Consider the following 11,980-nt stretch of genomic DNA (forward strand, 5'->3'; position numbering starts at 1 on the left):
GGCTAGGCCTTTTTCTTTGCCTTCGGTGGTGTGAGCGGATCCATCGCGCGGCGCATATATTCGTCGAATTTCGGCACCGTGAAACCGATCAGGCCGCGCTCGGGCGAATAGGCCATGCCTTTCTTGATCAGCTCGTCGCGGATGGGCGCGGCTTGGCTCAGGCTTAGGCCCATCGCGTCAGCGATCTCCGAGGAATGCACGGGGTCCGCACCGAATTCGGCCATGGCGCGGGCGTAGGCTTTCTGGCGATCGGTAAGACGGGCGAGGCGCACTTTGAAAATGCCTTCATCGAGCGCGGCGACGGCGAGATCCGTGGCGCGCTTGGCGTCCGCGAGCGTGATCGGCGATTTCGCGGCGACCTCCCAGCAATGCGCACCCCACACTTGCAGGAAGAACGGATAGCCGCCGGTTTGCTTGACGACGAAGTCGAGCGCATCGGCGGCGTATTTCACACCTTCGCGTTCGGCGGGGGCGGTGAGGGCGAGCCGCGCGCCAGCGTCATCGAGCGGTCCGATCGGGGGATAATCGAACAGGCGCTCCGCGTAGGATTTGGCGTCGCCCGCGAGCTTGGCGAGTTGCGGCAGGCCGCCGCCGAAGAGGAGCAGGGGCAATTGGCGCTGTGAGATTTTGTGCAGCGCCATGATGAGCGCGCCCAGATCGCTCTTCTGCAGATATTGGATTTCATCGATCAACAGAATGATCGCGGTCTCGCGCTTCTTCGCGGCTTCGGCGATGGCGACGAAGAGATCGGTCAAGTCGATGGTGAGGTCGCCAGTGGCTTGGCCGGCGGCGAAGCTAAAATCGACGTCGCCGACGGTCGCTTTGAACATCGAGGCGAAGGCCTTGAGCGATCCAAACGCCTTTTGCAGTTCGGCGCCGGCTTTCTTGATGCGGTCGAGGCGGAAGAGGATTTGCTGAAGCTGCGGCGCGAGCTGCTGCGCCAACGGCATGGTCGGTTCGATTTCCAGCAGCGCGGTTTGGCAGCCTTCCTCTTCGGCGATGGCCTCGAAGGCGTTGAGCAGCACGGTTTTGCCGACGCCGCGCAGCCCCAACATGATGGCGCTTTTCGCGGGCCGCCCGGCCTTGGCGCGGACGATGGCGACGCGCGCCATTTCGATCAGCGCATCGCGGCCGGCGAGGTCCGGGGGAGGGACCCCGGCGCCGGGATTGTAGGGATTGTGGGTGGCTTTCATATGATTGTTTGGTCAAGTTAGGCGGGGTGAGCCTAACAATCCTATAGATTGCTATTGGGTTAAGGAGTTAGGCCGAGTCGGCCAAACTTGTCCAAACTGAGCTATGCGGCGCCCCAGGCCTCCCAGGGGTCGACTTGGGGGCGCTTTTCGGCCAATGGGCGGGCCTTCGGTTTCATAGAGCTCTGTAGGAAAGTTAGGTCGAGTAGGCCTAACTAGACCAAACAATCCGATAGAGACGTATTTTGGAGAAGTTCCCATGCGCCCGTCCGGCCGCGCCAGTGACCAATTGCGTGACATCAGCCTCGAGACGGCGGTGTCCCGCTACGCCGAGGGCTCCTGCCTGGCCAAGTTCGGACAGACGCACGTGCTCTGCACGGCGAGCGTTGAACAGGGTGTCCCCGGCTGGATGAAGGGTCAGGGGCGGGGATGGGTGACGGGCGAATACGGCATGCTGCCGCGCGCCACGCACACACGCGGCCGCCGCGAAGCAGCCCAAGGCAAGCAATCGGGGCGGACGCAGGAAATCCAACGTCTGATTGGGCGCTCGCTTCGTTCGGTGGTCGATCTCAAAATGTTGGGCGACCGCACCATCACGCTCGATTGCGACGTGATCCAAGCTGACGGCGGCACGCGCACGGCGGCGATCACCGGCGCCTGGGTCGCGCTGGCGCGGGCGTGCAAATATTTGGTCGAAGAGAAAGTGATCAAAGAAAACCCGATCACCGGGCAAGTCGCGGCGATCTCATGCGGCGTGTTCGAGGCTGCTGCCGTGCTCGACATCGATTACGCGGAGGATTCCAACGCCGAGGTCGATTGTAATTTCGTGATGTCCGGCGATGGCCGACTGATCGAAGTGCAAGCCACTGGCGAGAAGCGTCCCTTCACAGACGAAGAATTCGCGGAGCTGATCCGCTTGGCGAAGCTCGGCTGCGGCAAGCTGTTTGAGCTGCAGCGTCAGGCGATCGCATGAGCGTGCGCGCGCTTGTCGATGCGGGCCCGATCGCGCGGATCACGCGCGTCGGACATGCGCCGTTCGAGGGCGACGATCCGATCGAGATTTTCTTTGCGAACGGCGCGGTGTTTCACATCGACATCGGCTTTGAAGGCGCGACCGACATCGTGATCCGCGAAGGCGCGCTGCTGGATCACGCGTACGGCCATCTGCGCACGGAAGAGCCGGATACATACAGGGCGATCGCGCGCGATTGGACGCACGAAGATATCGACTTGCCCTGGCTGATCGGCGCGTCGCTGAAGCTGCCGCGCCGGCTGACCATGACCAATCCGTACAGCGTCGATGTTGGCTATGTGTTTGACGCGGGCGGGCGGGATTTCGCGCTGTTCGGCGAGGCCGATTACATCAATGCCGCCGCGCTTGAGGATCCGGAGTTGGAGAGCTTTCGCTTCGAAGTCGGCGCGCTGATCGTTTAGTCGGCGTCGGCTTCCTCGAGCGCGTCGGTGTCGCTCGGCTCGAAGCTGAGCAATTCGCCCGGCTGACAATCCAGCACACGGCAGAGCGCGTTGAGGGTGGAGAAGCGGATCGCTTTCGCCTTGCCGGTTTTCAGGATCGAGAGGTTCGCGAGCGTCACGCCGACCTTTTCGCTGAGATCGGTCAGCGACATGCGGCGTTCGAGCAGGATGCGGTCGAGAGTGACGCGGATCGCCATCAGATCGTCAGCTCCTGCTCTTCCTTGAGGCGCGCGCCTTCGCGGAAGACCTCGGCCAAGACGACCAGAATGAGGATCGAAAGCCAGGTGGTGAAATCGACCGAGATTTCGATCTGACCGTGAATGTCGGGTGCGAATGTCGTGATCAGCACGCCGGTCAGCGCCATCAGCGCATAACGCGCGAGTTCGATCGCGGTCATGGTGATCCAGATGACGCGAAGGTGGTGGGCGTTCTCGCGGCGAAAGGGCTCGCCAGAGGAGAAGCTCTCGAACAATTGTTTGAGCCGCCACACAATCACGAGCGAGCCGGCGATGGCGACGGCCCCGATCAGCAGAGCAGGGACCACGACGGGCCAACGTGCGCCGCCGGGTTGATCATAGGTGAGATGGAAATCGCCGGAGCCGCCGCCGACGCGAGCCGCGCCTTCGCCGCCTTCCAAGAGCGCCGGATCAATCGAACCGTTCGAGATTAAAAAGAGGATGACGCCATAGGCGATCGCGCCGATGACGAGCAGGCCGGCCATCACCCAAAGGACGACCCAAGCGATCTGCAGGCCCACCTGGACGATGGAAGCGATCGAGCCTTTGCCGAGGGCTTTCATGAATGGTCTGATCCTGCCGAACGCCGGAGCTTAGCCGGACTTTATTGATAAACGATATAGACGCTGGGCGGTCAGGTCAAACAAGTGTCGCTTATGCCCCGTCTTTCAGGCCGTCTCGTCGTCGCCAGCCACAATGCCGGAAAGGTGCGCGAGATCGGCGCGCTGCTGGCCCCGCTTGGCGTGGAGGCGGTTTCCGCAGCGGATTTGGGCTTGGCCGAGCCGGAAGAGACGGAAACCACGTTCATCGGCAATGCGGCGCTGAAGGCGCGGACGGCGGCGGAAGCATCCGGCTTGCCGGCGCTGGCCGACGATTCTGGGCTCGAAGTGTTTGGCATTGGCGGCGATCCGGGCGTGTACTCGGCGCGCTGGGCCGGGCCGAACAAGGATTTCGGCTTCGCCATGCAGCGTGTGCATGAGGAATTGCAGAAGCGCGGCGCGACCGATTTCTCGGCGCGCTTTGTGTGTGCTCTGGCGTTGGCGGAGCCGGGCGGTGCGGTGGACACGTTCGAGGGCGAGGCGCGCGGCACGATCGTTTGGCCGCCGCGTGGGACGCAGGGCTTCGGCTACGATCCGATCTTTCAGCCGAATGGTTTGGACCGCACGTTCGGCGAGATGAGCCACGACGAGAAGCTGCCGATGACGCATCGCGCGCGCGCGTTCGAGAAATTGCTCGCAAGCCTCAAATGAGCGCTTTCGGCATATATGTGCATTGGCCGTATTGCGCCGCGATCTGCCCCTATTGCGATTTCAACGTCTATCGCGCGCGCGGCGCCGACAACGCACCATTGCTTGACGCGATCATTGCCGACATGGAAGCGCACGCGGCGCGTTTGGGTCGGCGCGAGGCGGTGAGCTTGTTCTTGGGCGGCGGCACGCCGTCATTGCTACGCGGGCATGAGATCGCGAAACTGATCGATGCGGCGTCGCGCATCTACACGCTGGCGGCCGATTGCGAGATTACGCTGGAAGCGAACCCGGAAGATTACGCGCTCTACGCGGAGCAAGCGGCGGCGGGTGTGAATCGCTTTTCGGTGGGGGCGCAGGCGTTTGATGATGCGGCGTTGAAGGCGCTGGGACGTCGGCATGATGCACATGCGGCGCGCCGGGCGGTCGATGCGGCGGCGGCGACCGGGCAACGCGTGTCGCTCGATCTGATCTATGCGCGGGAAGGGCAGAGCGAAGCGGAATGGCGCGCAGAGCTGACGCGCGCGCTGGAGCTGCCGGTCGAGCATGTCTCGCTCTATCAGCTGACGATCGAGCCGAAGACCGCGTTCGCGCGGCGTGTCGATCGCGGCCAGCTTGTGCCGCCGGACGACGAGAAGGCGGCGACGCTTTACGAGCTGACGCAAGAGGTGTGCGAAGCGGCGGGTTTTCCGGGCTACGAGATTTCGAACCACGCGCGCAGCGAAAGCGCACGCGCGCTGCACAATCTGCTCTATTGGCGCAGCGCGGATTGGATTGGCGTTGGCCCCGGCGCGCATGGACGTTTCACGCAGGATGGCGCGCGCATCGCCACCGAAGCCCAGGCGCGCCCGTCGGATTATATCGACGCAGTGCGCGAGCATGGTGTGGGATGGATCGAGGATGCAACGCTGTCCAATGAGGAAAATGCAGACGAAGTGCTGCTCATGGGCGTGCGGACTGTTGAAGGCGCCGAGCTTCAGCGCATCGCGGACTTGCGCGGTCGCCCCGTCAATTCCGAAGCGCTCGCTTGGCTGAGCGCGCAGGGCTTGATCACATATGACGACGACCGCGTGCGTCTTACGGCGCGCGGTCGTCTGGTCGCGAATTCGATTGCGGCGGAGTTGGCGGTCTAGCTACCCTGACGCGCGAAGCGGCGCGGGGCGGCTTCCAGCACCGCGACGTCGTTCTGGCGCACTTCGATGATTGCAAGGCCGCGTTCGATCGCGCCGTTATTGCGGAATCGGAAGAGGCCGTCGGAGCCGGCGAAGCCTTCTGGGTTTTCGATCGCGGCGCGATTGAAGCCGCGCGCGCCTTGGTCGCGTGAGAGCAGGGCGGCGAGAGCGACAGCGTCGTAGCCCAAGCTGGCGAGGCGCGTCGGCGCCTGGCCGTAGATATTTTGGTAGCGGCCCTCGAATTCGCCGCGTGAGTTCAAATCGGGCGATACGTACCAGCCGCCCGCGAGCGTCGGTTCGCGTTGCGCTTCGCCCGCCCAGACGCTGGTGCCCATGAAGCGCACTTGGCGTTGATCGACGCCGCCGCGCACCAGAGCCGTCGCGATCGAGCGCAAAGGTTGGCCGCTTTCGGCGATCAGGATGCCTTGCGTTGGCGTCGTGCGCAGCGTGGCGGCCATGGCGGTGGCGGCGGCCGCGGCCTCTGTATCAGTGCGGCTGTAGAGTTGCGCGGATGTGATGGTCACGCCGTGGAGGCGGGCTTCGGCGCGCAAGGCGCTTTCGACGCGGCGGCCGTATTCGTTCGAGGGCGCCAGCAGCGCGATGGTGCGAATGTTGTGCTCAGACGCGTACGAGACGATGCGTGAGATTTCGTCTTCGAGCTGGAAGCTCAGCAGGTAGACGCCGTTGCCGGCGACGGTGCGATCGGACGAGAAGCCGATCACCGGAATGTTCTCGGTGCGCGCGGCGTTGCCAGCGCCAGCGACGCCTTCGCGCAGCACTGGGCCAATGATGATGTCGGCGCCGTCATTGACGAGCGCGCGGGCGGCGGCGGTGGCGGAGGCTTCATCGGCGCCGGCGTCGCGCGGGATCAGCAGCGTGTTCGGGCTGCCGTGATCGAAGAGGGCGAGTTCGGCGGCGTTGTAGAGCGCCGAAGCGTCCTGCGGCCGCAGCGAGAAGGGCAGCAGCAGGCCCACGCGCACGATCTGTTGGCCGCGCATGAAGGGTGGAGTCACGCCTTCGCGGCTGGTGACGTCGGTTCCTGGGGTCGGGGCCGGGCCGGGGCCGGGCATTGGCGTGGGGCCAGAGGGCGCGGTGGCGCAGGCGGCCATGAAAGCGGCCAAGCTCAAAGCGGCACCGAGCTTCAAATGACTTGGCGCAACGCGCGGCAGCGCCGATGATTTGGCGGAAGCCATGAACAACCCTTCGCAAGACCCCGAGGAAATCGCGCGCGACCGTATCGGCGCCCGCGAATCCAGTCCACCTCCCGAAACGGGCCTTTATGTGGTCGCGACCCCGATCGGGAACCTGCGCGACATCACATTGCGGGCATTGGATATTCTGGGCGGGGTGAGCCGGGTCTATGCTGAGGATACGCGCGTCGCCCGCAAGCTGATGGACGCCTATGGGCTGAAGCCGCGGCTCGCCGCGTACCACGAGCACAATGCCGAGGCCGCGCGGGAGGACATTCTCGACGCTTTGGCGCGCGGGGAGAGCGTGGCGCTGATTTCGGACGCCGGCACGCCGCTTGTGTCTGATCCTGGCTTCAAACTGGCGCGGGCGGTGATCGAGGCCGGGCATCGCGTGTTTCCGATCCCTGGCGCATCGGCTTCGCTGGCGGCGCTCGTCGTCTCTGGCCTGCCGAGCGACCGCTTCTTGTTTGCGGGCTTCCTGCCAAACAAGCAGGGCGCGCGCAAAGCGACGCTCGCGGAATTGGCCGACGTGGATGCGACGTTGATCCTTTACGAGAGTGGGCCGCGCCTGGCGGAATCGCTCGCGGACATGGCGGAGATGCTTGGCGCGCGGCCGGCGGCGGTGGCGCGCGAACTCACCAAGATGTTCGAGGAGACGCGGCGCGATACGCTCGATGTGTTGGCGGCGCACTATGCCGAAGCTGGTGGGCCGCGGGGCGAAATCGTCGTTGTCATTGGTCCGCCTTTGGAAAGGGGCGAGGTGAGTGAGGAGGCGCTCGATGCGTTCTTGCTCAAGGCCTTGCCGCGCGGTGTGAAGGATGCGGCGGCGGAGGCGGCGCGCGCATTGGGTGTGCCGCGCAAGCGCGCCTATCAGCGCGCGCTCGAACTCAAGGATCGCGCTTGAAACGGCAAAAGGCCGAGCGCCGCGGCCGCATCGCGGAATGGATCGCGATGTTCTACCTGATGGCCAAGGGCTATCGCATTCTCGGTCATCGCTGCCGTACGCCGCATGGCGAAGTCGATATCGCGGCGTGGAAGGGCGGGGTGCTTGTGATCGTCGAGGCCAAGGCGCGTTCGACGTACGAAGCCGGTATGTTTGCGGTGACGCCGATGGCGCAGCAGCGCATTGCGCGCGCGGCGCAGACTCTGGCCGGGCGCTGGCGTTTGCATTCAGCGCCGATCCGTCTTGACGTGATCGTAGTCGGCGCCAGTGTCTTACCCAAACATGAACGCGCGGCGTGGTTCGACGAGCCCTATCGTTAACGCGGGCGAAACGATCCGAGCGCACACTGCGCCTCATGCGCACCTCCATCGCCACTTTGGCCGCTCTTGCGGCATGCGCCGCCACGAGCGGCTGCGTCACGGCCGCGTTAGGCACAGCGGCGAGCGTCGGCGTCTACGCCGCGCAAGACCGCACGATCGGGCAGGGCATCGATGATGCGAATGCATCAAACCAAGTGAAGATGCGTTTGCTCGCAGCCGATCGCGCCGCCTTCCAGGAAGTCGATGTCGAAGTCGCCAATGGCAATCTGCTGCTCTCGGGCGTGACGCCAACAGAAGAGCATCGCCAAGCCGCCGAGACGATCGCGCGCTCGCTGCCGCTGGTGCAGAACGTGTACAACGAGATCTTCGTCGGCCCGCATTCAAGCATGATGCGCAGCGCGCAGGATGAATTCATTACCGCGCAAATTCGCGCCCGTTTGGCCGCGAGCCGTTCGGTGCGGGCGATCAACGTCAATATCGAGACCTTCCAAGGCAATGTGTATCTGATGGGCACCGCGCGGTCGGAAGAAGAGCTGCGCCGTGCAGCCGAGATCGCCAGCGTCGTCGGTGGCGTGCAGCGTGTTGTCTCGTTCATGCAAGTGCACGCCCCGCCCGTGCCATATTACGCGCAAAACAGCGCGTCGGGTCCGGCGCCAATCGAGCGCCCGGCCAACGACGATTTGATGGGATCGGGCTACTAATTTTCTCTCTTTAGCGGCGCGGATTTCCATGGCGTGCTCGCGCGCCTGGGGGTAGGCTCGACTATCGGTTGCGCTCACACGCGCCGATGTTCATTTTTAGTTGCTCATTTGTTCTGATTATGTACAAATGAACGCCCGGCTTGTGGATAAAGGGCGGGCGCTATGCAGACTTGCGCGAATGCGACCACGGTGGCGTTCCAAGGGCTCGAGGCCCGGCGCGTCGAAGTTCAGGTTCAGCTCACGCCAGGCACTGGCGCCATCGTTATTGTCGGCCTTGGCGATAAGGCCGTGTCGGAAGCGCGCGAACGGGTGCGGGCGGCCTTCGCTTCAATTGGTCTCGCCATTCCACCCGGACGCCTCGTCGTAAATTTGGCTCCAGCCGACATGCCGAAAGAGGGGACGCATTACGATCTGCCGATTGCGCTCGCCATGATGGCGGCGATCGGCGCGCTGCCGCATGACGCACTGGATGGTGTGGTGTGTTTCGGCGAAGTGGGGCTGGACGGCTCACTCGCCGCCGCGCCCGGCGCGTTGCCCGCGGCGATGGCCGCGCATGGCATGGGCGCCGCGTTCGTGTGTCCGGAGGTTTGTGGATCGGAAGCGGCGTGGGCCGGCGGCGAAGTGCTGGCCGCACCGAGCTTGCTCTCCCTGGTCAATCATTTTCGCGGCGGCGCGGCTTTGAAGCCGCCAGAGCGGGGCGATCTGATCGCGGGCGCGGGCGTGCCGGATTTGCGCGACGTGCGCGGGCAGGAGCAAGCCAAGCGGGCGCTCGAAATCGCCGCGGCCGGCGCGCACAATCTGCTTTTTGTCGGCCCGCCGGGGGCGGGAAAATCCATGCTGGCTCAGCGTCTGCCGGGGCTGTTGCCGCCGCTCGCCTCGGAAGAATTGCTCGAAGTTTCGATGCTGCATTCGGTGGCGGGCTTGTTGGAGCGCGGGCGTTTAACGCGCACGCGGCCCTTTCGCGCGCCGCACCATTCGGCGTCGATGGCCGCGCTTGTCGGCGGCGGATTGCGCGCGAAACCTGGTGAAATCAGCTTGGCGCACCAGGGCGTGCTGTTCCTGGATGAGTTGCCGGAGTTTTCCCAACAAGCGCTCGATGCGTTGCGCCAGCCGCTTGAGACCGGCCAAGTGCTGATCGCGCGCGCCAATCACCACGTGACGTATCCGGCCCGCATTCTGCTGGCTGCGGCTATGAATCCCTGCCGCTGCGGCGGCGGTGGCGTGGGTGTCGGCGCGTGTCGGCGTGGGCCGCGTTGCGCGATCGATTACCAGGCGCGCCTTTCCGGCCCGCTTCTGGATCGGATCGATATTCAACTCGACGTGCCGCCTGTGACGGCCGCGGACCTGGCGCTGCCGCCGCCGCCCGAGGGCACGGCCGAAGCCGCCGCGCGGGTGTTGCGGGCGCGCGAGGCGCAAAGCGGACGCGGCGCAGGCCTCAACGCGGTGCTCGATCAGCCTTCACTGGAGAAAATCGCCACGCCGGACGCCCCCGGCGCGGCCTTGCTGGCGAAGGCCGCTGAATCGCTCGCGCTGTCAGCGCGCGCTTATCACCGCACGCTCAAGGTGGCGCGCACCATTGCTGATCTCGACGGCTCGGATGGGGTGCGCCGCATTCATGTCGCGGAGGCGCTCAGCCTGAAACGTCAGTGGGCGGGCGCCGAGCAGCCGGGATTTGCTAAGGTTTCTTAACCAGCGGCGCGCCTTATCGGCGTCATGTCCTGGCCCGCTACGGCCTCCGCCTTCGATGCGTTCGACGCATTGCCCGATCCGGTCGCGATCCTCGCGGCGGACGGCGCGCTGGTGCGCGCCAATCCCGCGTTCCGCGCGACCTTCAAACATTGGATCGGTCCGCGCCGCGCGCCGTGGGGCAGGGTGATCCCGCCGCCGTTCGAAAACAAGGAGCGTCGCTTCGATGCGCCGGCGCCGGATGGGCGACACTTTGAATGGGTCGAGCGGATCTTGCCGGATGGCGCGCGTCTCGCGGCGGCGCGCGACATCACCCGCCACGTCACCGCCGCTGAAGATGCGTTGCGCGCGAAGACAACTTTGTTCGCTACGCTGACGCATGAATTGCGCACGCCGCTTAATGGCATACTCGGCATGGCCGGCTTGCTTGAACTCGGCAAACTCGAGCCGAACGCGGCCTCCTATGTGGATGCGATCAAGCAATCGGGCGAGCACCTGCTCGACCTGATTACCGAGATTCTGGATTATTCGCGCATCGAGGCCGGCCACATCGCGCTCGATTCAGCGCCCTTTGATCCCGAAGGGATCATGCAGGACGTGGCGGAATTGTTGTCGCCGAAAGCGCACGCCAAAGGTTTGGAGGTGGTCGTCACGCTGCGCGGCGAGACGCCTGCGCAGGTCGTGGGCGACGAGGGGCGATTGCGGCAAATCCTCTTCAATCTCGCGGGAAACGCGGTGAAGTTCACAGAATCCGGCGGCGTCACGATCGAGCTTGCGCGGCGGCCGGATGATCGGCTGCGCTTCAGCGTACGCGATACAGGGCCTGGCGTGCCGCCTGACAAGCAAGCGCTTATCTTCGAGGAATTCACGCAAGCAGACGCTGGCGTGGCGCGTCGACACGGCGGCACCGGGCTTGGGCTTGCCATTGTGCGCAGGCTTGCGCGTGCGATGGGCGGTGAAGTCGGACTGACGTCCCGGCTGGGCGCGGGCGCCAGTTTCTGGGTCGAGCTGCCATTCGAGAATGCACGCTATGCGCCGCCGCAAAATCTCGGCGGCGTGCGAGTCGCCGCGGCGACGCAATCACCGACGCTGATGCATTCGCTGCGCGCGGCGGCGGCCTCGCTCGGCTGTATTCCCGTGGAGGAGGACGAACAGCCGGACGTCATTCTGTTCGACTGGCGCGATGATGCGGACGCCGAGCAGATCGAGGCGCTGAAGCGCAACGCGCGCGCGGTGATCGCGGTGTGCGCGCAAGAGAAGCGCGATCACATCAAGCAGGCGCGCGACGCGGGCTTGGAGCACTATATTCTGAAACCAGTGCGGCGCCGGTCGCTGGTCGAACGGATCGAGCTGGCGCTCGGGCGCGACGTGATCGCAAGCGCTGAACCAAGGGAGCGCGAGCAGAACCGGCCCTTGGCGGGCATGCGCGTGTTGCTGGCGGAGGACAATCCGATCAATGCGCTGTTGGCGCGCACTTTGCTGACGCGCGAGGGCTGCGTGGTCTCGGCGGTGCAGGATGGGCAAGAGGCCGTCGATGCCGCCGCCAGCGGCGTTTATGATCTCATCTTGCTCGACATCCGGATGCCGCGCCTCGACGGGCTTGAGGCGGCGCAGCGGATCCGCGCCGGGCAGGGGGCCTCGGCGCGGGCGCCGATCGTGGCGCTGACGGCGGATGCGGGCGAGGCGGAGCGCGTGCAGGCGCTGCAGGCGGGCATGGACGATTTCATCACCAAACCAATCGACGCGACCCGGCTGCTCGCCGTCGCCGAACGCTTTACCGGCCGCCCGAACCCCGCCACGTTCGCAGGCGAGTAAGGCGGCG

The 11,980-nt window shown here is 65.0% G+C and carries 13 protein-coding genes; 9 read left to right on the plus strand and 4 right to left on the minus strand.

The annotated features are described in order from the left end of the window. Positions 1 to 2 precede the first annotated feature (2 nt). A complete protein-coding gene (locus tag VF769_RS00095; protein WP_331006325.1) occupies positions 3 to 1,193 on the minus strand; it encodes an ATP-binding protein in 1,191 nt (396 codons plus the stop codon). Positions 1,194 to 1,449: 256 nt separating this feature from the next. Between VF769_RS00095 and rph the strand changes: the two genes are divergently transcribed. Both rph and VF769_RS00105 read left to right on the plus strand, forming a co-directional pair. After that, positions 1,450 to 2,163 (plus strand): ribonuclease PH, encoded by a 714-nt coding sequence (gene rph / locus VF769_RS00100; protein ID WP_331006326.1) that lies wholly within the window; start codon positions 1,450 to 1,452, stop codon positions 2,161 to 2,163. Next, complete coding sequence (locus VF769_RS00105) at positions 2,160 to 2,624, plus strand: hypothetical protein (RefSeq protein ID WP_331006327.1); 465 nt, start codon at positions 2,160 to 2,162, stop codon at positions 2,622 to 2,624. The genes rph and VF769_RS00105 overlap by 4 nt, the downstream gene beginning before the upstream one ends. Here the strand turns inward: VF769_RS00105 and VF769_RS00110 are convergent. Both VF769_RS00110 and VF769_RS00115 read right to left on the minus strand, forming a co-directional pair. After that, on the minus strand, positions 2,621 to 2,860 hold the full coding sequence (locus VF769_RS00110; protein WP_331006328.1) for a helix-turn-helix transcriptional regulator: 240 nt from the start codon (positions 2,858 to 2,860) through the stop codon (positions 2,621 to 2,623). The genes VF769_RS00105 and VF769_RS00110 overlap by 4 nt on opposite strands. Then, complete coding sequence (locus tag VF769_RS00115; RefSeq protein ID WP_331006329.1) at positions 2,860 to 3,462, minus strand: DUF2975 domain-containing protein; 603 nt, start codon at positions 3,460 to 3,462, stop codon at positions 2,860 to 2,862. Before VF769_RS00115 ends, VF769_RS00110 begins: the two co-directional genes overlap by 1 nt. Positions 3,463 to 3,555: 93 nt before the next feature. On the opposite strand from VF769_RS00115, the gene rdgB reads away from it, so the two are divergent. Then, entirely contained in the window at positions 3,556 to 4,149 is a 594-nt protein-coding gene (gene rdgB, locus VF769_RS00120; RefSeq protein WP_331006330.1) for an RdgB/HAM1 family non-canonical purine NTP pyrophosphatase, read from the plus strand. Then, positions 4,146 to 5,279 (plus strand): radical SAM family heme chaperone HemW, encoded by a 1,134-nt coding sequence (gene hemW, locus VF769_RS00125; RefSeq protein WP_331006331.1) that lies wholly within the window; start codon positions 4,146 to 4,148, stop codon positions 5,277 to 5,279. Before rdgB ends, hemW begins: the two co-directional genes overlap by 4 nt. Here the strand turns inward: hemW and VF769_RS00130 are convergent. After that, positions 5,276 to 6,511 (minus strand): penicillin-binding protein activator, encoded by a 1,236-nt coding sequence (locus VF769_RS00130; protein ID WP_331006332.1) that lies wholly within the window; start codon positions 6,509 to 6,511, stop codon positions 5,276 to 5,278. The two genes, hemW and VF769_RS00130, sit on opposite strands and share 4 nt — an antisense overlap. On the opposite strand from VF769_RS00130, the gene rsmI reads away from it, so the two are divergent. From rsmI to VF769_RS00155, 5 genes are all read left to right on the plus strand, one after another. Continuing rightward, entirely contained in the window at positions 6,510 to 7,412 is a 903-nt protein-coding gene (gene rsmI, locus VF769_RS00135) for a 16S rRNA (cytidine(1402)-2'-O)-methyltransferase (protein ID WP_331006333.1), read from the plus strand. The two genes, VF769_RS00130 and rsmI, sit on opposite strands and share 2 nt — an antisense overlap. Further along, positions 7,409 to 7,771 (plus strand): YraN family protein, encoded by a 363-nt coding sequence (locus VF769_RS00140; RefSeq protein ID WP_331006334.1) that lies wholly within the window; start codon positions 7,409 to 7,411, stop codon positions 7,769 to 7,771. The genes rsmI and VF769_RS00140 overlap by 4 nt, the downstream gene beginning before the upstream one ends. A 35-nt stretch (positions 7,772 to 7,806) precedes the next feature. After that, positions 7,807 to 8,472 (plus strand): BON domain-containing protein, encoded by a 666-nt coding sequence (locus VF769_RS00145; protein ID WP_331006335.1) that lies wholly within the window; start codon positions 7,807 to 7,809, stop codon positions 8,470 to 8,472. 162 nt (positions 8,473 to 8,634) lie between these two features. Beyond that, positions 8,635 to 10,161, plus strand: coding sequence for a YifB family Mg chelatase-like AAA ATPase (locus VF769_RS00150; protein WP_331006336.1), 1,527 nt, complete (start codon positions 8,635 to 8,637; stop codon positions 10,159 to 10,161). Between the two features lie 24 nt (positions 10,162 to 10,185). After that, positions 10,186 to 11,973, plus strand: coding sequence for a response regulator (locus VF769_RS00155; RefSeq protein ID WP_331006337.1), 1,788 nt, complete (start codon positions 10,186 to 10,188; stop codon positions 11,971 to 11,973). Positions 11,974 to 11,980: the final 7 nt, after the last annotated feature.

Origin of the sequence: Vitreimonas sp., from assembly GCF_036392335.1 — a bacterium.
In the GTDB taxonomy this organism is placed as follows: Bacteria; Pseudomonadota; Alphaproteobacteria; order Caulobacterales; family Aquidulcibacteraceae; genus Vitreimonas.